General features: G+C 56.0%; 18 protein-coding genes. 8 read left to right on the forward strand and 10 right to left on the reverse strand.

Features of this window, described 5'->3' with window-relative positions; translation table 11 throughout:
• Positions 1 to 7 precede the first annotated feature (7 nt).
• On the forward strand, positions 8 to 1,438 hold the full coding sequence (locus tag QEN58_RS04655) for a hypothetical protein (protein ID WP_280105994.1): 1,431 nt from the start codon (positions 8 to 10) through the stop codon (positions 1,436 to 1,438).
• A gap of 164 nt (positions 1,439 to 1,602) precedes the next feature.
• Complete coding sequence (locus tag QEN58_RS04660) at positions 1,603 to 2,292, forward strand: CBS domain-containing protein (RefSeq protein WP_280105995.1); 690 nt, start codon at positions 1,603 to 1,605, stop codon at positions 2,290 to 2,292.
• Between the two features lie 56 nt (positions 2,293 to 2,348).
• Here QEN58_RS04660 and QEN58_RS04665 read toward each other — a convergent pair whose 3' ends face one another.
• The 8 genes from QEN58_RS04665 to QEN58_RS04700 form a co-directional block, all read right to left on the reverse strand.
• Positions 2,349 to 3,473, reverse strand: a complete 1,125-nt coding sequence (locus QEN58_RS04665; RefSeq protein WP_280105996.1) for an aminotransferase class V-fold PLP-dependent enzyme — start codon at positions 3,471 to 3,473, stop codon at positions 2,349 to 2,351.
• Positions 3,474 to 3,609: 136 nt separating this feature from the next.
• Positions 3,610 to 4,017, reverse strand: a complete 408-nt coding sequence (gene cdd / locus QEN58_RS04670) for a cytidine deaminase (protein WP_341870835.1) — start codon at positions 4,015 to 4,017, stop codon at positions 3,610 to 3,612.
• Positions 4,018 to 4,073: 56 nt separating this feature from the next.
• Positions 4,074 to 4,799, reverse strand: coding sequence for a purine-nucleoside phosphorylase (deoD, locus tag QEN58_RS04675; protein WP_008957683.1), 726 nt, complete (start codon positions 4,797 to 4,799; stop codon positions 4,074 to 4,076).
• Positions 4,800 to 4,811: 12 nt separating this feature from the next.
• Complete coding sequence (locus tag QEN58_RS04680; protein ID WP_280105998.1) at positions 4,812 to 6,056, reverse strand: phosphopentomutase; 1,245 nt, start codon at positions 6,054 to 6,056, stop codon at positions 4,812 to 4,814.
• Positions 6,053 to 7,408 carry a thymidine phosphorylase gene (gene deoA / locus QEN58_RS04685; RefSeq protein ID WP_280105999.1) on the reverse strand — a complete coding sequence of 452 codons (1,356 nt, stop codon included), beginning with the start codon at positions 7,406 to 7,408 and terminating at the stop codon, positions 6,053 to 6,055. Before deoA ends, QEN58_RS04680 begins: the two co-directional genes overlap by 4 nt.
• Positions 7,408 to 8,202 carry a deoxyribose-phosphate aldolase gene (deoC, locus tag QEN58_RS04690; protein ID WP_280106000.1) on the reverse strand — a complete coding sequence of 265 codons (795 nt, stop codon included), beginning with the start codon at positions 8,200 to 8,202 and terminating at the stop codon, positions 7,408 to 7,410. Before deoC ends, deoA begins: the two co-directional genes overlap by 1 nt.
• Before the next feature lie 85 nt (positions 8,203 to 8,287).
• Positions 8,288 to 9,571 carry a NupC/NupG family nucleoside CNT transporter gene (locus tag QEN58_RS04695; RefSeq protein ID WP_280106001.1) on the reverse strand — a complete coding sequence of 428 codons (1,284 nt, stop codon included), beginning with the start codon at positions 9,569 to 9,571 and terminating at the stop codon, positions 8,288 to 8,290.
• Positions 9,572 to 9,739: 168 nt separating this feature from the next.
• Positions 9,740 to 10,585: an outer membrane protein OmpK gene (locus QEN58_RS04700; RefSeq protein ID WP_280106002.1), complete on the reverse strand. Its 846-nt coding sequence runs from the start codon at positions 10,583 to 10,585 to the stop codon at positions 9,740 to 9,742.
• Positions 10,586 to 10,915: 330 nt separating this feature from the next.
• Between QEN58_RS04700 and QEN58_RS04705 the strand changes: the two genes are divergently transcribed.
• The 6 genes from QEN58_RS04705 to cyoE all read left to right on the forward strand — a co-directional run bounded on the left by QEN58_RS04705 (position 10,916) and on the right by cyoE (position 16,880).
• Complete coding sequence (locus QEN58_RS04705) at positions 10,916 to 11,698, forward strand: DeoR family transcriptional regulator (protein ID WP_280106003.1); 783 nt, start codon at positions 10,916 to 10,918, stop codon at positions 11,696 to 11,698.
• Between the two features lie 344 nt (positions 11,699 to 12,042).
• On the forward strand, positions 12,043 to 13,050 hold the full coding sequence (cyoA, locus tag QEN58_RS04710) for a ubiquinol oxidase subunit II (protein ID WP_280106004.1): 1,008 nt from the start codon (positions 12,043 to 12,045) through the stop codon (positions 13,048 to 13,050).
• Positions 13,051 to 13,053: 3 nt separating this feature from the next.
• Positions 13,054 to 15,048: a cytochrome o ubiquinol oxidase subunit I gene (gene cyoB, locus QEN58_RS04715; protein WP_280106005.1), complete on the forward strand. Its 1,995-nt coding sequence runs from the start codon at positions 13,054 to 13,056 to the stop codon at positions 15,046 to 15,048.
• Entirely contained in the window at positions 15,048 to 15,668 is a 621-nt protein-coding gene (gene cyoC / locus QEN58_RS04720) for a cytochrome o ubiquinol oxidase subunit III (RefSeq protein ID WP_280106006.1), read from the forward strand. The genes cyoB and cyoC overlap by 1 nt, the downstream gene beginning before the upstream one ends.
• A gap of 1 nt (position 15,669) precedes the next feature.
• Positions 15,670 to 15,999 carry a cytochrome o ubiquinol oxidase subunit IV gene (cyoD, locus tag QEN58_RS04725; protein ID WP_280106007.1) on the forward strand — a complete coding sequence of 110 codons (330 nt, stop codon included), beginning with the start codon at positions 15,670 to 15,672 and terminating at the stop codon, positions 15,997 to 15,999.
• Entirely contained in the window at positions 15,957 to 16,880 is a 924-nt protein-coding gene (gene cyoE, locus QEN58_RS04730) for a heme o synthase (protein WP_273190206.1), read from the forward strand. The genes cyoD and cyoE overlap by 43 nt, the downstream gene beginning before the upstream one ends.
• Before the next feature lie 90 nt (positions 16,881 to 16,970).
• On the opposite strand, the gene pta is transcribed toward cyoE, so the two are convergent.
• Complete coding sequence (pta, locus tag QEN58_RS04735) at positions 16,971 to 19,151, reverse strand: phosphate acetyltransferase (RefSeq protein ID WP_280106008.1); 2,181 nt, start codon at positions 19,149 to 19,151, stop codon at positions 16,971 to 16,973.
• Positions 19,148 to 20,332 (reverse strand): acetate/propionate family kinase, encoded by a 1,185-nt coding sequence (locus QEN58_RS04740; protein WP_280106009.1) that lies wholly within the window; start codon positions 20,330 to 20,332, stop codon positions 19,148 to 19,150. The genes pta and QEN58_RS04740 overlap by 4 nt, the downstream gene beginning before the upstream one ends.
• Between the last annotated feature and the right edge of the window lie 67 nt (positions 20,333 to 20,399).

Here is a 20,399-nt window from a genome sequence, read left to right on the forward strand (position 1 = left end):
TGATGAGTTGATCAACGTTGAGCGTAAAAACAGCTTTCAGCTGCGTCTTACCCGGCGGCTCAAGGAAGAGACATCGCATAACCTCGACGTCTATCTTTTTGTGCCTGGCGAACTGGGCTTAAGCACCCAGCTTATCTCAGAAGAAGCCTTTTATCATGCTGCCATCAATGTCTCGCGCACCTACTACAGTGATGAGTATCTCCTGCCACTGGTGCACAGTCGGCTGGCCAGCCGCAATCGGCTCGGCAGCGACTCATACCGATTGAGTCTAAGTCTTTACGCCTACCAGTACGTGGAAGCCATGGAGCGTACTACCCGCTCAATGCTAGTGAGTGCCAACAAGCTTCGTCATGCCCGCCAAGAGGAGCGGGAAGAGAACAGGGAGGTACAAGAGAGCGCCGTCGCCCTACGCGATCAGCTGCATGAAATGATCGACCTAAGCGACGGTATTCTCAAGCGGCTGCGTCGCCACCAGCCCGATGATGAAAGCTTCAATAAGTACTTTGCCAATATTGATAACTACCTCTCCTGGTTTACCGAACAGCAGTTGCTGGCGCTGGTGGCCCACATGCCCCGCGGCGGTGAGTTTACCGATATTCGTCGACGTTTTATTAGCGTATGTCATCGTGAGGGCGAGTATCGCCGTGAGCAACAGTACAACGCCGAGCGAGTGATGGCCGACCCCACGCGAATGTCGAATAAAATGCGTTTGTTGCGGCGCCTGATTGAGCACCCGATCACCCTGAAACAGGAGGCGTTGGAGCTGGGGGGCGGCGAGCAGAAAGCGGTAAAAGCGCTAGCCACGGCGGTGGTAATGGCCTTTGTGTCGTTAGGTGTGCTGCAGCTGCGTAATGCTTTGGGAGATATCACCGCATTGTTCGTATTAGCCATGGCGCTGCTATACGCCATGCGCGAGGTGTTTAAGGATGATTTGCGCAATACCCTTTGGCGCTGGTTGCGTAAAGGCCGCCCCAAGTGGCGCCGCCAGTATTTAGACCCCACGCGCAATGCCGTGGTGGGACGCCAATTGGAGTGGTTTGACTACAAGCGTTTTGCTTCGCTGGGTGACGATATTCAGCAGATGCGTCGCCGTACGGTAGCCCAGCGTGAAGAAGTGGTGCTGCACTACCGCTCGAGCTCACGTATGTCGCCCACGCGCTTTTTAAGCGGCTACGAGCACACTCGCGAAACGCTCAATCTGGATATTTCCATGTTGACGCGGCTAATGAGTAAGGGAAAACATCATATCTACCGTCTTAAAGATGGCCAGGCAGTGCGTGAGGGCGTCGAGCGTCGCCATCTGTTCAACTTGGTGATTCGTGAGACCGGCAGTGAGGATACGCCCTATCTCGCCCGCTGGAAGGTCGTCGTTAGCCGCTCGGGGATTGTCGATGTTGAGAAAGTCGAAGAGAGCACTGTGGTGAAGGAGGGCAAGTAAGAAAGGGACAATAAACTGCGCTAGGTCAACGCAGCCTCAATGCGTTCTTTGATATCACCTCTTGGCATGGGCAAATTGCCTGCACCGAACTAGTCTCAAAGTACAGGCAGACTAATCTGCATTTGCGGCCCTGTCTTTAAAGGTTGAGTGCAAGGAGGAGTACAATGCAAGCTATCGATATTATGACGCCCAAAGTGGTGAGTGTGGGGCCTGATGCTCAAGTGCGAGAAATTGCGCAACTGCTGCTCAAGCACCGTATTAGTGCGGTACCTGTCGTAGATAGTGAGCACCGGGTGATTGGCATTGTCAGTGAAGGCGATTTAATGCGCCGAGTAAAAGGCGACGGTGACCATCGCGACTCCTGGTGGTTATCGCTGTTTACCGCCGGTAAGGATGCTGGCGACTATGTTAAGTCCCATGGTCGTAAAGCTCACGAGGTCATGACCCCGAACCCGATGACCGTCGAAGAGAACACGCCGCTGCATACCATTGCGCGAATGCTGGAAAAACATCATATCAAGCGGGTGCCTGTGCTACGTGATGGCAAGTTAGTGGGCATTGTTAGCCGCGCTAACTTGCTCCAAGGTATCGCCAATGCCGCAGTGGCGCCGACCCAGTCGCCCACGGATGATCGTCAAATTCGGGAGTCTATTCTCAATGAAGTTGAGCATAACACCGGCGTACACGTTGAGGGCATTAGCGTGATTGTGGACGGCGGCGCTGTGGAGGTATGGGGGCTGGTTGAATCGCTTGAACAGAAGCAGGCAGTAACCGTTGCTGCGGAAAACGTGCCTGGGGTCACCCAAGTCGAAAACCATCTGGGCATGATGCCACGGGGTGTGGGCTATATGTGACCTAAAGCCCGCTTAAAATAGCGGGCTTTACCTTCTTTGCTTTCTTAAACACCCTCTCAAAACACTGCTTTAATTGCCTGCTCCAAGCTGTTTACGCTGCGCTCTGTGTGGTGCAGTTTATCTAGGCCAAACAGACCAATGCGGAAGGTTTGGAAGTTATCACCTTCATCGCACATCAGCGGTACGCCGCCCGCTACTTGCACGCCCGCTTGGGCAAGCTTGCCCACTAAGCCACTATCGTCGCTGTAGCACACCACCACGCCTGGGGCTTCAAAGCCTTCCGCAGCAACGCTGGCAAAACCGTGGCGATTAAGCATGGCACGGACTTCCCGGCCAATCGCTTGCTGCTCCTCCTTTACCCTGGCAAAGCCGTAGGCGCGGGTCTCCTGCATGATATCTCGCAACTGCCGCAGTGCATCGGTAGGCATCGTGGCGTGGTAGGCGTGTCCGCCGTTCTCATAGGCTTGCATGATGCTGTGCCACTTGCCTAGGTCGCAGGCAAAGCTGTTGCTCTGGGTGTCGCTCAAGCGCTGTGTAGCCCGCTCGGAAAGCATTACCATGGCGCAGCAGGGCGAACCGCTCCAACCTTTTTGCGGCGCACTCACCACCACATCAATGCCGAGTGCCTGCATATCCACCCACAGGGTGCCCGCGGCGATAGCATCTAACACAAACAAGCCGTCTACTTGGTGAGTGGCTTCGGCGAGCGCTTGAATATAGTCATCTGGAAGCAGCAAGCCAGCAGAGGTTTCGACTTGCGGGGCAAACACCACCGCGGGTTTTTCGTTATTAATCTGCGCGACGGCCTCATCAATGGGCACCGGCTGAAAAGGCGAGCGCGGGTCATCTGCATTGAGTCGTCGTGCTTTAAGCACCGTGTGTTGATCGGTTAAACGGCCCATCTCGATAATTTGCGTCCAGCGGTAGCTGAACCAGCCGTTGCGGATGACCAGGGTTTTTTGATCAACGGCAAACTGCCGCGCCACCGCTTCCATACCGAAGGTGCCACTACCGGGCACAATTACCGCTGCGTGGGCGTTATACACCTCTTTCAGCGTGGCTGAAATATCCCGCATCACACCTTGAAACTGCTGTGACATGTGATTCAGCGAACGGTCTGTGTAGACCACCGAGTATTCAAGCAAGCCGTCGGGATCGACGTTGGGCAGTAAACCAGCCATGGCATTCTCCTAAGTAGGTGCTGTGCTCTATTCGGCACATTGCGTCGTAAGCAACACGTTGTTTCTAAGAGTACGAGCAATAAAAGCACAAAACCAGCCCACGTTGGGGCTGGTTTTGAAGGCCAAGCGGGTTGACTTAGCGTGGCGGCAACTGCTCTGGCCCAAAGGCGTCGGGCAGCAGCGTTTCCATGGTGTAGGTTTTCATCAATTCGCCACTACCGGAGAGTACCTTGATCTGCGTCTCTGGCGTGGCGAATTCGCGAATCCGCTGACGGCAGTCGCCGCAGGGGGTACAAAGGTGATCACCAGGGCCCATCACGTAGACCGTCGCCAACTGGCGCTGCCCGGCGGTGATCATGGCGGAAATGGCCGAGGCTTCGGCACACAGGCCTTTGTAGTGCGCCACTTCGACGTTGGTGCCCGCAAATTGCTGACCATCGGGGGCCACTATCACTGACGCTACCGGGTGCGCGGAGTAGGGCACATACGCGTTAGCCCGCGCACTTAACAAGGTTTGAACGATCTCTTCTGATACCTGTTCCATCACTTTTCCTTTTGGCCGCTTCAACGCGCTCTTTTCAACGTTCTCTTTTCAACGTGCTAGGCGCGGGCAGCGTCGTCGCGAAGTACGGTGTCCAGTGCAATCAGCATCATGTCGTCAAAGGTGGTTTGACGGTCGGCGCTGGAGAGCGAGTCGCCTTTCAGGATGTGATCCGATACGGTACAGATCGTCATGGCGCGGGCGCCAAATTCAGCGGCGACGCCGTAAAGGCCCGCAGCTTCCATCTCGACGCCGACAATGCCGTAACGCTTGAGCATTTCAGCCATTTCGGTTTGCGGGTTGTAGAACAGATCCGCTGAGAAGATGTTGCCCACTTTGACCGGCACGTTCTTGGCCTTGGCGGCAGCAACCGCGTGCTGGGTCAGTTCAAAATCCGCAATGGCGGCGAAGTCGTGGTCGTTAAAGCGCATGCGGTTGACTTTGGAGTCAGTGCTGGCACCCATGCCAATGACGACATCGCGCACGTTGACATCGTCGCGCACCGCGCCGCAGGAGCCCACACGAATCAGCGATTTAACGCCGTAGTCGGTGATCAGCTCTTTGGCGTAGATGGAGACCGACGGAATACCCATGCCGTGGCCCATCACGGAAATCTCGCGGCCTTTGTAAGTGCCGGTGTAGCCGAACATATTGCGCACGTCGTTCACCTGGCGCACGTTCTCCAGGTAGGTGTCGGCGATGTATTTGGCGCGCAGCGGGTCACCGGGCATCAGCACGGTATCAGCGAAATCGCCGGGGGCAGCGTTAATATGCGGGGTAGCCATCAAATATCTCCTTTAAGCGGCTTCAGGAAGAAAGCTTTTGCCATCGGCCATGGCCGGAAGCAGGAAAAAGTCGGCGAGGGTTTGGCCAATATCGGCAAAGGTGCCGCGCTCGCCCAACGGGCCGGGGGTAAAGCCGGGGCCGTGTACCAGAATGGGGATGTACTCGCGGGTGTGCTCGGTGCCGTGCCAGCTGGGGTCGCAGCCGTGATCGGCGGTGAGAATCAGCATGTCATCTTCGCTTAGCGTAGCCAGCAGCTTAGGCAGCTTGGCGTCGAAATCTTCCAGTGCGGCAGCATAGCCCGGCACGTCCCGGCGGTGGCCATAGACCGAGTCAAAATCGACAAAGTTGGTCATGATCATGGCGCGCTCGCCTTCGTCGCGTTGGCTGGTGCGCTCGATCTCTTTGAGCGTGGCGTCCATCAATGCATCGTGGCCGCTGGCTTTTACCTTGTGGGTAATGCCGCAGTGGGCGTAGATATCGGCAATTTTACCAATCGAGACCACTTCGCCACCGGCATCTGCAAGCTTTTGCAGCACGGTGGCTGAGGGCGGCTCAACGCTGTAGTCGCGACGGTTGCCGGTGCGGGCGAAGGTGTTGCTGTCTTCGCCGATAAACGGACGCGCAATGACGCGACCGATGTTGTAAGGCTCCAGCAGCTCGCGGACGGTTTCGCACAGCTTATATAGCCGCTCCAGGCCGAAATGCTCTTCGTGGGCGGCAATTTGGAACACCGAATCCGCCGAGGTATAAACGATGGGTTTGCCGGTAGCGATGTGCTCTTCACCCAGGCGGGCGATGATCTCGGTGCCTGACGCATGGCAGTTGCCAATCACCCCGGTGAGATCGGCCTCCTGGACGATGGCGTCGAGCAGCTCAAGGGGGAAACTGTCGGTTTTATCCAGAAAGTAGCCCCAGTCAAAGCGTACAGGCACACCGGCGATTTCCCAGTGGCCGGAGGGGGTATCTTTGCCGCTGGAAATCTCTTTGGCGTGGGCGTACGCGCCTTCCAGGTTTTCCGGCAGCGTGACGCCTTCGGCAACGCTGCCCGTGGCATCGCGGTGGGCGTGAAATAGCCCCAGCTTGGCCATGTTGGGAAGCTTCAGCGGGCCTGAACGGTTGGCGTTATCGGCTTCGCCACGGGCGCAGGCGTCGGCGATATGGCCCAAGGTGTCGGAGCCTTCATCGCCGAAGGTGGCGGCATCCGGGGCGGCGCCAATGCCAAACGAATCGAGGACTAATACAATCGCGCGGCTCATAAGGTTTCTCCACGGAAAGTGTCTTGTAGCAGGGTGTCGGCGCTGGCGGTACCTTCGCCAATGGTAAATGCGGCGCGCAGCTGCTCAGCGGCGCGCTCGGCGGCGGCTTCACTGCGGGCGTGCACCATGGCAATGGGGCGCTGGCTATCCACGCTCTCGCCAATCTCGACGATGTCGGTGAAGCCGACGCTGTGATCGACGCTGGCATCGTTACGCAAGCGACCACCGCCCAGTTCCACCACGCTCATGCCTACAGCACGGGTATCAATACGCTGGACGATTCCTGATTGCTCAGCATATACCGGCTTAATCACTTCAGCTTTGGCCAAGTAGTGCTCTGAGCGCTCCATAAAGTCGCTGGGGCCACCGAGCTCGCGCACCATGCGGGCGAACACTTCAGCGGCCGCGCCGGAGGTTAGCGCCTTTTCAAGCTTGGTTAGCGCTTCTTCACGTGAGCCTGCGAGTTTGCCCGCCATCAGCATTTCCACTGCCAGCTCGCGGGTTACTTGCATCACGCGGCTGTTGGGGCGGTCGCCGCGCAGCAGCGCCAGCGTCTCGACGATTTCCACCGCGTTACCGGCGCAAGGGGCCAGCGGCTGACTCATATCAGTGAGCAGGGCGGTCGTCGGCGTACCCGCTTGGGTGGCCACATTGGCGATGCTTTTGGCAAGTTCCCGGGATTTTTCCGGCGTGGGCATAAAGGCGCCGCTGCCGACTTTAACGTCCATCACCAGCGCATCCAGTCCGGAGGCCAGCTTCTTGCCTAGAATAGAGGCTGTAATCAGCGGAATCGATTCTACCGTGGCGGTTACATCGCGAACGCCGTAGATGCGCTTGTCGGCGGGGGCGAGATCACCCGTTTGGCCAATAATCGCCACGCCGGTGGATTTCACCACCTCGCGGAAACGCTCTGGTGCGGGGTAGGGGTCATAGCCGGGGATCGATTCGAGCTTATCCAGGGTGCCGCCGGTGTGGCCCAGGCCACGACCGGAGATCATCGGTACGAAGGCGCCGCAGGCGGCGACCCAGGGGCCGAGCACCAGCGAAACCAAATCGCCCACGCCACCTGTGGAGTGCTTATCGACAATCGGGCCGGGCAGGTTGAGGTCGCTCCACTGCATCACGTGGCCGGAATCGCGGGTAGCGGTGGTCAGCGCAACGACTTCTTCACGGCTCATGCCGTTGAGAAATACCGCCATGGTGAAGGCGCCGATCTGAGCGTCGCTGATGCGGTCATCGGCAATGCCCTGCACAAAGGCTTTAATCTCTTCCGCGGGCAGCGGCTGGTTATCGCGCTTTAGGCGAATCAGCTCCTGCGGGAGCAGGGAGTGTTGAGTGGCGTTGGTAGACATTAATAACCTCCGTCAGTAGTGGCCGCGTTGGTGTTGCCGGTCAACGTCGCCAGCAGATTGCCCAGCAGGCTAGAGGCACCAAAGCGGAAGTGCGCGGGGGTTACCCAGCCTTGACCCATAATGTCATTGGCAAGGGCCAGGTATTCCGCTGCATCCTCGGCTGTTTTAACGCCACCCGCTGCTTTAAAACCAACGTCTTTACCACTCGCCTTGATGGCCTTGAGCATAATCTCGGCGGCTTCCAGCGTAGCGTTCACGGCTACTTTACCGGTCGATGTTTTAATAAAATCAGCGCCGCCTTCAATGGCGAGTTCACTGGCGCGTTTGATCAGCGCAGGCTCTTTGAGTTCGCCGGATTCAATGATCACTTTGAGCAGCGCTTGGCCCGCGCAGGCGGCTTTGCACATTTCTACCAACGCGAGGCCAGTCTCTTCATCGCCTGCCATAAGTGCGCGGTAGGGAAAGACGACATCGACTTCGTGGGCACCAGAGGCGACCGCGTCGCGGGTTTCACGGGCAGCGCCCATGATGTCGTCACCGCCGTCGGGAAAATTGGTGACCGTGGCGATTTTTACCTGGTCATTGAGAGTGTGAGCAGTCAGCGCACGCTGGGCGGTGACAATAAACTGCGGATAGACGCAAACGGCAGCAGGAGTGCCAAAGGGCGTTTTCACCTGCTGACACAGCGCTTCAATGGTGCTGTCAGTGTCGCTATCGTTCAGGCTCGTCAGATCCATGAGGGTGAGTGCTTGGCGGGCGGCTTGGACAATATGGGGGGAGGCGGTCGCAGTCATGGGATTCTCACAAATCAGTAAAAGATAAAAACGGGCACTGCGGATAAAGCCGCAGTGCCCGTCACCTTCAGTCAACCCCGCTGCTTTAAGCAGAGGCGTTACTTAGGGCGATAAAGAAGCCAGCAATCGAGGCCGACATCAAGTTGGACAGTGTACCGGCCAATACGGCTTTGACACCAAAGCGGGCAATCTCTTTACGGCGGGTAGGTGCGATGCTGCCCAGACCGCCAAGCAGAATCGCAATGGAGGAGAGGTTAGCAAAGCCACACAGCGCGAAAGAGAGGATCGCCATGGTATGCGGTGTCATCATCTGACCCGTCGCAGCCACCACCTGTTCCCCATCAATGTAAGGCGCTAGGTTGATGTAGGCGACAAATTCATTGACCACTAATTTTTGGCCAATAAAGGAGCCAGCCAGAGTAGCCTCTTCCCAGGGTACACCCAACAGGAAGGCCAGCGGGGCAAACAGCCAGCCCAAGATCAGCTCCAGGCTAAGCGAGTCAAAGCCTACCCAGCCGCCAACGCCACCTAGAATGCCATTGATCAGCGCAATTAGGGCGATAAACGCAAGCAGCATGGCGCCCACGTTCGCGGCCAGCATTAAGCCTGATGTAGCGCCGGATGCTGCGGCGTCCAGCACATTGGCGGGCTTATCTTCCTGGGCGTCAATCTCTTCTTCGACCTTGGAAACGCTGTCGCTGTCAGTAACGTCTTGGGTTTCGGGCATGATCAACTTGGCAAACAGCAGGCCGCCAGGCGCTGCCATAAAGGAAGCCGCCACCAAGTATTCCATGGGAATACCCAATGCAGCGTAACCCGCCAACACCGAACCGGCGACAGACGCCAAACCACCACACATCACCGCAAACAATTGCGACGGCGTCATCCGGGCGATAAACGGACGCACCACTAGCGGCGCTTCGGTTTGGCCGACGAAGATATTTGCCGTTGCGGAGAGCGACTCTGTGCGTGAGGTGCCCAGCGCTTTTTGCAGGGCGCCGCCGAGGATACGAATGACCCACTGCATAATGCCGATGTAATAAAGCACTGCAATTAGCGAGGAGAAGAAGATAATGACCGGGAGTACTTTGATGGCGAATACAAAGCCGACGTTATCCACATCGGCTAAGCCGCCGAACAGAAAGCCGATCCCGTCGTTGGCATACACCAATATTTGGCTAACGCCGGAGGAGATGGCCTGCAGCACGGCCTGACCAAAGGGTACATAAAGTACAAAGGCACCGATACCTGCTTGGATGGCAAAAGCGCCCAGCACGGTACGTAGCCGGATAGACTTACGGTCGTAAGAGAAGATCAGGGCGATGGCCACCAGGGTGATCATGCCCACCAAGCTCATAAGGAGTGTCATAGGGAGATCCTTCGAGTCCTGGAACCTCTGATTAACTATTGCGCTTGCCTATACTGCGTTAAAAATCGCCTCAAAGTGCTCATTTACTGCTAGTAAACTCCGCCTTTTCGTTGATTTTTGCCTTGTCTAGCCTGCGCTCATTACGTTAATCAGAGGCTCCTAAATCGATTAAAGTAAGTTGAGCTTGACGGAGTAGATCATCGCATTCTGATAATCATCGGGGGTGCCCAACTTGTTTTCAGAGTAGCGATACTGAATACCGGTGGTGATCAAATCACTTGGATGCCACCACAGGCTCAGTGCACCGTTAGTGCCCACACTGCCTGCTTTATCGCCTATATAGTTCTGCTCTAGATACTCATCATCACGGCCAAACGTTTGCTCGTGCCAGTTGGTGACGCTGAAGTTCTGGTTGAGCGCCGAGAAATCATACCCCGCGACCCAGCCGGCCATAAAGCCGTTCATGCCGGTATAGCTGTTACTTTGTACCCTTGCCGCACCAATAAAGGGTTTAAACCATAGACCGTTATCAAAGGTGGTCCGGTAGCCTAGACCCAGAATCTGATCCTGCTCGCGGCTTTCATAACCGTAATCGCGGAAGTCATACAGGTGGGCGTAAATCGACAGCGGGCTGTCGCCCAGATAAATGTGCGAGGTTATTTTACCCGCAGTGCGGAAGTTGTCCTTGCCACCGCTGGACTCATCGAACTGGTCATTGGTGGGGTTCTCGAAATCAAAGAAACCGTAAAATTCGCCCCAGCTAAAGCCAGCGCCACCTTCGATTTCGAGAAACATAAAGTCGCTTTTCGCGGCGTTAGACGCGGTGCGTGCTTCGGTGCCGTTCGACCAGTCCAGATAGTTAACAGAGACGTTGGCGAATGACCACAACCGATCAAGGGGATGCGGCTGGGCAGCCTCATCTGCCATTAGTGGCGTAGTCAGCATTGCCCCTATTACGCCAGCGGCAAGCGCGATTTTAGACGAAGGGATGTGAGAGTGTGTACGAGCAGTCATGAGAGCCTCAACAAGGGTTATCGCGGAGCCATATGAGTTTGGCTATCCGGGGTTATAGTCGTGCGGGCTGGCGTTAATGTTAAAATTATAACATTTAGTGTTATTTTTCTAACGTTGATTTGCAATAGTTGTCACATCAACGCTATTTAAATGACATATGGCTCTCACATGGTTCAAATAAGGTCGCTGGGCTCGACAAAAACCGTTGTGGCAGTGGCAATAAAGAAGTGGAAAGATAGCAGTGGAAATTCCGTCGCCGCTCGCGCAGCATAGAAATGAATGCTGTCTATCAATACGATAAGAGAGAGGGTTTGCAAGGAGATGCCCACCATGAATGGCCGTAGCGCGCTGCGCCTCGCAAAACTTCAGGAAGCGCTTGCCAGAGGCGGCACCCTTCATCTGCGCGATGCTGCAGAGCTTTGCGATGTTTCTGAGATGACCATTCGCCGCGATCTGACTACCCAACCCACCGCTATTAGCCTGCTGGGTGGGCGCCTGGTGATGGCAAATTACCCCGGCGTAACGCCTATTTATGACTTAACCGAACAGCAGGCGAGCCACTATCAAACAAAATATCGTCTATGTCAGCGTGCGATAGCCTACATAGAAGAGGGCGATACGCTGTTTGTTGACTGCGGCTCGACGCTGATGCCATTGCTGAGCCAGTTAAGTCATTTTCATGAGCTGACGGTCGTGACCTATGCGCTTAATGTTGCCAATGCCGTCGCCGCACTCCCCAATGTGCGCTTAGTGCTACTGGGTGGGCTGTTTTATGCCACCTCACAGTCGTTTGGCAGCGACAATATGGCCGCCGCTGTCGAACGGCTAGGTATTAATAAAGCGCTGATCTCCGCAGCAGGGGTGGATTTAGAGCGTGGAGTGAGCTGCTTTCACTTTCACGAAGTCGCGCCTAAACAGGCTGCCATTGCCACCGCCATACAGCGCCTGCTAGTGGTAGATGCCAGCAAGTTCGGCGTAGTACGGCCCGCCTACTTCGCCGCACTTGACGACTTTGATGTGGTGGTCACCGACGAAGAGGGCGCTCCGCAACTGCTTAAAGACAATGATCGCTCTGTACCGGAGATAGTGGTCCCCTCAGTCACAGTGGCGTAAGCGACTTTCCCAATAGCCATACCTGTCAATACCTTGGGTGCGGCAATGCGCCACTTCTTTCATGATCTCGATCAATGGAAAATACTTTAGTCTTGGTTGATCCAACACTTTTGTGATTGGGCCAGCAGGGCTCGTCGCCAATTCCCATTCGGCGACGCATATTTTTCCCGGAGCAATGACGCTCACTGCTATACGCACTTTTTTAGCAACGTTTTTTAACAGCGTTCTTATGAGCATGCTTTGGGAAGAGTATGAGGTGGTAGTTAGCCTGCTAGGTTACTAGCTGGCGTGTCTGGCTAGTTTCTAATCAACCTGTTTTTTTAAAACCTGGATGAGATCACCCCATGCAACGACGCTCACTTTGGCGCAGGCGAGGCACACTAGTGCTCCTTGCGCTGTGTCTGTTTCTAGCAGGTTGTAGTTCAGCGCTGCTAGACCCAAAAGGCCAGGTTGGCGCTGAGCAGCGCACGCTGATCCTGACCGCCTTTGGCCTAATGTTGATTGTGGTTATTCCTGTTATTGCCATGACGCTATTGTTTGGCTGGCGCTATCGCCGCAGTAATGACATGGCTAAATACATGCCTGACTGGGCGCACTCCAATGTGATCGAGGCAGTGGTGTGGATCGTACCCTGCGCGATCATTGCCGTGCTTGCCCTGTTAACCTACAAAACGTCCCACAGCCTTGACCCGCACAAGCCGCTTGAAAGCGACGTGGCGCCGATCGAAATACAGGCCGTGGCGCTGGATTGGAAGTGGCTGTTTATCTACCCCGAGCAGGGCGTGGCCAGCGTTAATGAAGTGGCCTTCCCGGTGGATACGCCGGTGCGCTTTCGGGTGAGTTCCGGCTCGGTGATGAATGCCTTCTTTATCCCTCGCCTCGGCAGCCAGATCTACGCCATGGCGGGCATGGATAATGATGTACACCTCATCGCCGATGAAATCGGCATCTACCCAGGTCGTTCCACCAACTACAGTGGCGCAGGCTTCTCCGGCATGACCTTTGACGCCAAAGTGACCACGCCCGCCGATTTTGACGCTTGGGTGGAAACAGTACGCGGTGCTCCACAAACGCTGACCTATCCCGAAGGTTATGAGGCGCTGGCGGAACCCAGCGAATCGAACCCGGTGGAGTACTTCTCGGCTGTTTCGCCGTCGCTATATGAAAGCATTGTGAAAAGCTTCCATACGGGTAGCGATCACCAGATGGGCGGCGATCATGCTGACTCGCACGATGGTGAAAGCGCTCACGCTACCGATCAAGCGGCTGAATCAGGTCATGTCACCAATAACCATGCTAGTCAGGATCATGCCATGCGCAGTCAATCCTCTAGCGTAGAAGCGGGAGGTTAAGCCGTGTTTGGAAAACTCAGTTTAGAGTCAATTCCCTATCATGAGCCGATCATCATGGTCGTCGCGGCCGTTATGGCCATTGGCGGGATCGCACTGTTTGGTTTGATAACTTACTACCGTAAATGGGGCTGGCTGTGGAACGAGTGGTTTACCTCCGTTGACCATAAAAAGCTCGGCATTATGTATTTCATTGTTGCCCTGGTCATGCTGCTGCGTGGCTTCTCGGATGCGATAATGATGCGTACCCAGTTGGCTATGGCCGCCGGGGATGCAGCGGGCTATTTGCCCCCTGAGCACTATGACCAGATCTTTACCGCCCACGGCGTTATTATGATCTTCTTTGTCGCCATGCCCATGGTCATCGGCCTGATGAACTTGGTGGTGCCGCTGCAAATTGGCGCCCGCGACGTCGCCTTTCCTTTCCTGAATAACTTAAGTTTTTGGCTGTTTGCCGTAGCGGCGATACTGGTCAATATCTCGCTGGTGGTGGGCGAATTCGCCAAAACCGGCTGGCTTGCCTATGCGCCTTTATCGGGGATCGAGTTTAGTCCCGGGGTGGGGGTCGATTACTGGATATGGGCGTTGCAGATATCCGGGATAGGTACCACGCTCACCGGTATCAACTTCTTCGTGACCATTATTAAAATGCGCACCAAGGGCATGACGATGTTCCGCATGCCGATCTTCACCTGGACATCGCTGTGCGCCAATGTGCTGATCATCGCTTCCTTCCCAATTTTAACCGCGACGATTGCACTGCTCACCCTGGATCGCTATTTGGGTATGCACTTCTTTACCAATGATTTTGGCGGCAACATGATGATGTACGTCAATCTCATCTGGGCCTGGGGCCACCCGGAAGTCTATATCCTGATTCTGCCCGCCTTCGGCGTGTTCTCCGAGGTTATTTCGACCTTTGCCCGTAAGCGCCTGTTCGGCTACGCCACCATGGTGTGGGCAACCATTGCGATTACCTTGCTGTCGTTTATTGTTTGGCTACACCACTTTTTCACCATGGGGGCAGGGGCCAACGTCAACGCCTTCTTCGGTATTATGACGATGATCATCGCCATTCCCACCGGTGTAAAAGTCTTCAACTGGCTGTTCACCATGTTCCGCGGCAGCCTGGAACTCACTTCGCCGGTGCTGTGGACGCTGGGCTTTATCATCACCTTTACTCTGGGCGGTATGACCGGTGTCATGCTGGCAGTGCCCGCAGCCAACTTTGTGCTGCATAACAGCCTGTTCGTTATCGCCCACTTCCATAACGTCATTATCGGCGGCGTGGTGTTCGGCATGATGGCGGGCCTGACCTTCTGGTTCCCCAAAGCGTTCGGTTTCACGTTGAGCGAGAAGTGGGGCAAGCGTTCGTTCTGGTGCTGGTTCATCGGCTTCTACGTCGCCTTTATGCCACTTTACGTGCTGTCCTTCTTTGGCGCCGTGCGCCGTATGCAGTCCTATGCCAACCCCGAATGGCAACCGTGGATGATTCTGGCCTGGGTAGGTGCGGTGATCATCATGATGGGTATTGCCTGCACCGTTATTCAGTTCTGGGTGAGCATTCGTGATCGTAAACAAAATGCTGATGTCACTGGAGATCCTTGGGATGGCCGTACCCTCGAGTGGTCAACCTCTTCGCCTGCGCCGTTCTACAACTTTGCGCGCTTGCCGGAAGTGGGCGACATCGACAGCTTCTGGTCGCAGAAACAGCGTGGTGAAGAGCAGCTTGAAGAAGCCCCTTACACCGATATTCACATGCCGCGTAACACGGTGGCAGGACCGGTGATTAGCCTATTCGCACTCGTGATTGGTTTTGCGCTGGTGTGGCACATCTGGTGGTTAGCCGGCGTCGGTGCTGTGGGTGCCTTCGTGAGTTTTATGGCACGGGTATTTAATGACGATATCGATTACTACGTTCCCGCCGCAGAAGTTGAGCGCATCGAACGTGAGCATCAACTCAAATGTGAACAAAAACTAGGCGTGGAGGCGCAAGCGTAATGTCGACTGATACGCTAAATCATAGCTCGCACCACCCGGTAGAGCACGAGGAAGAGCATCACGATGCCACGGGCACGAAACTGTTTGGTTTCTGGGTCTATTTAATGAGCGATTTGGTGATCTTCGGATCGCTGTTCGCCACCTACGCCGTGCTGATGAAAGGCACGGCAGCAGGCCCCACGGCGGCGGAAATTTTCGAGCTGCCGTTTGTACTGGTCGAAACGTTCTTGCTGTTGTTCAGTAGTTTCACCTTCGGTATGGGCGTGCTGGCGATGAACGCCGAACGCCTTGGTCAGGTAAAAGCGTGGCTGGCCATTACGTTCGTGCTGGGTGCGGGCTTCGTGGGTATGGAAATCTACGAATTTCAGCACTTGATTCATGAAGGGTTCGGGCCGGACCAAAGCGCGTTTTTGTCGTCGTTTTTCACCCTGGTGGGCACCCACGGCCTACACGTGACCTTTGGTTTGATCTGGATTCTGGTCATGCTGGTTCAGCTGTCTACCAAAGGGTTGAACGATATGACCCGGCCGAGGATTTTGTGCCTAAGTCTGTTCTGGCACTTCCTGGATATTGTCTGGATCTGTGTCTTCTCATTCGTCTATCTGATGGGAGTGTTGTGAGATGAGTCATTCTGCGTCTAGTTCACCCAACGCCCATGGCAGCGTTAAGTCGTATGTGACAGGACTGGTATTGTCGCTGATACTGACCATCATCCCCTTTGCGGTAGTGATGAGTGGCGCGCTCAGCACACTGGCTACCGTATTGGTGGTCGTCGTGACCGCTGTGTTGCAAATACTGGTACAGCTGGTCATGTTCATGCATATGAGTACCAAAGCCGACGAAGGCTGGAACCTGATGTCCTTCGTCTTCACACTGACGATTCTCGTCCTAGTGGTAGGAGGCTCGCTGTGGATCATGCAGCATCTGCATCTCAACATGATGATCGGCTGATTTCAGCACCTAGTCGCTGGCGGGATCTGCTTGAGCTGACTAAACCCGGCATTATCGGGGGCAACCTGATTGCTACGCTAGGCGGCTATTTCCTGGCCGCCCAGGGGCAGTTCGAGTGGCTCAGCTTTGTCGCGGTCATGGTGGGGATTGCATTAATCATTGCGTCGGGCTGTGCGTGTAACAACGTCATTGACCGCGATATTGATGCATTGATGGCGCGTACGCGCCATCGTCCCCTGGTCAGAGGCAGCATTTCCATCACCCAGGCACTGGGCGTTTCAGCGCTGCTGGGCGTGTCGGGTGTGGTATGTTTGGCGTTGGGCACCAACGGGTTAACCGTTGCTTTGGCAGTCATTGGCTGGGGCGTTTATGTGGGGCTTTATAGCCTCTATATGAAGCGCCGCTCAGAGTACGGCACCTTGGTGGGTAGCCTCTCCGGTGCCATGCCGCCAGTGGTGGGCTACTGTGCAGTGACGGGGCAGTTCGACAGCGGTGCCATTATGCTGCTGGTGATTTTCTGCCTGTGGCAGATGCCTCACTCCTATGCGATTGCGATCTTCCGCTACGCCGATTACCGCCGCGCGTCGATCCCGGTGCTGCCGGTGGTGCGCGGGGTCAAAATGGCGAAACACCATATCCTTGGCTACATCGTGGCGTTTATTCCCGCCTCGCTGGCGCTAGGGCTGGCCAGCCAAGCGGGCGCTGGGTATCTGTGCGTGGCGCTGACCATGGGCGGCTACTGGCTCTACTTGGCACTGCGCGGCTACCGTTTAGATGACGATGTGCGCTGGGCCAAAAAGGTGTTTGGCGTCTCTATCCTTACCATCACCGCGATGAGTTTAGTCATGGTGTTGGAATCGATGGTTCCGATGTGGGTCTAGCCCTCACACACCTTTAAGAAGTTAATAAAAACGCCCCGAGCAGTTATCTGCTCGGGGCGTTTTTATTGAGTGAGGGAAGGTTTCTGTAACTCAGCTTTTTCGCTGGCTGGCCTGGATGGCAGTGAGTGCGATGGTGTAAACGATATCGTCGACCAATGCGCCGCGGGAAAGGTCGTTCACCGGCTTGTTCAATCCTTGCAGCATGGGGCCAACGCTTACTACGCGGGCGCTCCGTTGCACCGCTTTGTAGGTGGTATTGCCGGTGTTAAGGTCGGGGAATACAAACACGGTAGCTTTACCTGCGACCGGAGAGTCGGGGGCTTTCTGTTTGCCCACGCTCTCGATGGCGGCGGCGTCGTACTGCAGCGGGCCGTCTATAGCCAGGTGCGGCGCGCGCTGTTTAGCAATGCGGGTGGCTTCGCGGACTTTATCGACATCGGCGCCGGTACCGGAGTCGCCTGTGGAGTAACTGATCATGGCGACACGTGGCTCGATACCAAAGGCTTCAGCGGAGTGGGCACTTTGCAGGGCGATCTCGGCGAGAGTTTCGGCATCCGGGTCGGGATTTACCGCGCAGTCACCGTAGACCACGACCTGTTCGGGCAGCAGCATAAAGAAGATCGATGATACCTGGCTGTATTCCGGCGCGGTTTTAATCAGTTGAAAGGCGGGTCGCACGGTATTGGCGGTGGTGTGCACAGCGCCGGAAACCAGCCCGTCGACTTCATCCAACTGCAGCATCATGGTGCCGAGCACCACGTTGTCTTGTAGCTGCGCTTCGGCGGTTAGCTCGTTAAGTTTGCCACGCCGACGCTCGACCATCGGGCCAATATAGCGCGCGCGGCTGCTTTCGGGATCAATAATCGTTAACTCTTCGGGCAGGGTAAGCCCGCGGTTACGCGCTACGTTTTCGATATCGTCACGCTTACCCAGCAGTACGCAGTCGGCAATGCCGCGGCGCTGGCAGATAATCGCTGCTTCGACGGTACGCGGCTCATCGCCCTCTGGTAGTACCACGCGCTTTTTAGCCAACTGGGCGAGCTTAACCAACTGATGGCGAAACGCCGAAGGCGAAAGGCGGCGGGTATAACCGCTGCTAAGGTGGGCTTTCAACCACTCAAGATCGATATGGGCCGCGACGTAACGAGCCACCTGTTCGGCGCGCTCGAAATCGTCCATAGGAATTTCGCTGCTTAACTGGCTGAGGTTCTGCGCCGTGGTCAGGCTGTCGGTCTGCACCGCCAATACCGGTAAGCCCGTTTTGAGTGCGGGGCGGCACATTTCAATCATGCTGTCGTTAGGCATAAAGCCATTGGTCAATAGTACGCCCGCTAGCTGAATACCGTTCATGGTCGCCAATGCCGAGGCCAACACCACATCGTCGCGATCGCCGGAGGCCACTATCAAGCTGCCAGGGGTGAAAATATGCAGCGCGTTGGCAGCACTGCGGGCGCAAAGGCTGGTGGAAAGCACGCGGCGGCTAGAGGCTTCGCCTTCGTTCAACAATTTTGCATTCAGCGCACGCGCCACATCCAGGGTGCGCGGGGCGCTGAGCGTTTTGCTGTAAGGCACCACGCCAATCAGGTGGAATTTATCGGTCGCCAGGGCCGGGGAGTACTGGCGTAGCTCAGTGAGTACCGACTCTTCCAACTGCGGTTTGAAGGTGCCCGGCGCGGCAGAAAGATCGTCTTCCTGGGCGTAGGGCAGGTTCTTCATGCGCATTAAAATGCCGCCCAGGGTACGGCTGGAGCTAACCCCACCAAAGCTGCGGGCATGCATATCCAGCTGTTCGGCCAGGGCCTGGGGCTCGTTCAAGTCGCCGGTGCCGACAAGAATAATCCGCGCATTCAGCGCGTTGGCGAGTTGGGCATTGGTTTGAGTCGCATAGGTGGTGTGCTGTGTGGGCACCACGCCCTCTACCACGACAAGGTCTAAGGTGCTGCCATCGCGGTGGGCCTGCTGGACAACCTGCTCATATAGCTCAACGGCGTTTTCCATTAGCTCATCGGTTTGGTCGTCGCGCAGCAAGCGCTCCAGCCGCGCCTGGGAAATCGGCGAAGGAGGGCGCTGATTCAGTGCCCGTGAGACAAGTGCGGTGGAGCGATCCAGGCCTGGTCCGTTCAGCTCGTTCTGCATAAACGGCTTTAAAAATCCGGCTTTCAGTCCGATGGTGTCCAGCGCTTGAATTAATCCCAGACAGGCTGAGGTAAGCCCGGCGCCCTGGCTGGTGGGCACTAATAGAATGACTTGTGGCTGATCGGGGTGAGTCATACATGTGTCTCTAAGCAGTGACGGGTTTCCATGGCAATGCGGCCCTCTTCATCGGTAGGGATCACCCACACTTGCGGGCCTTGATGACCAGCGCTATCCAGCGTGCCCTCTTTGCCGCGAATAGTCGCTTCGTTAGCGTCGTTATCCAGTGCAAAGTTGAAGTGGGGCAGTAGGGCGAGCACACGTTGACGCACAATAGGCGAGTTTTCGCCGATGCCACCGGTGAAAATAACCCCGTCTAAGTGGGGTAGTGCGCAGGAGAGCGCCGCTAGCGATTTGGCGACCCGGTAGCAGAATACCTCTACCGCCAGCTGTGCGGTGGCGTGCCCTTGTTCAGCGGCCTCCTCAATTTCTCGCATGTCGTTGGTTAAGCCTGAAAGCCCCAGTAGGCCACTCTCTTTATTGAGCACGTTGTCGATTTTATCTAACGACCAGCCCAGCTGGCGGTGCAGGTGGGCGTGCAGTCCGGGATCAACGTCGCCACTACGGGTGCCCATCGCCAAGCCCTCCAGTGGCGTAAGGCCCATGCTGGTATCCTGGCTCTGGTTGTTCCACACCGCGCTGGTGGAGCAGCCATTGCCCAAGTGGGCCGTCAGCCAGCCGCCTGCGCCATGGCTGCTCAGTTCGCCCGCCCGCTGACTAACGTAAGCGTGGCTGGTGCCATGAAAGCCATAACGGCGAATGCCATGTTCAGCGTAGAGGCTTTCAGGCAGGGCGTAACGGTAAGCGCGGGGCGGCATGGTTTGGTGGAAAGCGGTATCGAAGACCGCCACTTGAGGCAGCTCCGGAAAGACGTTTTGGGTCGCCGCAATCCCCGCTAAATTTGCTGGGTTATGAAGAGGGGCTAGCGCTGCGGTGGTTTGAATAGCCGCAATGACGCTATCGTCAATGAGTGCGGCTTGGGTGAAGTGTTCGCCGCCATGCACGATGCGATGACCCACCGCCGCTGGCAGGCGGCCCTCCATGCGCTCAAGAATAGCGTTAAGTGCCTGGGTATGGTCTGCTCCCGGAAGTGGCTGAGTAAAACGTTCACCGGCGCTGTTTTTGCCCTTTAAGCACGCCTCCTCGCTACCCAAGCGTTCCGCTATGCCCTCAAGACGCGGTGCCTGGGGGGCTGAATCAATCAACGCGTATTTAATAGAGGAGGAACCGCAGTTAATTACCAGCACCGATGCATTCATAAAAACCTTTTCGCTAGGCGGTTAGTGAGCAAAGAGATAGACTTTAGTTTAACATGCTGCGCTGCGG

Source organism: Halomonas alkaliantarctica (assembly GCF_029854215.1).
GTDB lineage: Bacteria > Pseudomonadota > Gammaproteobacteria > Pseudomonadales > Halomonadaceae > Vreelandella > Vreelandella alkaliantarctica_A.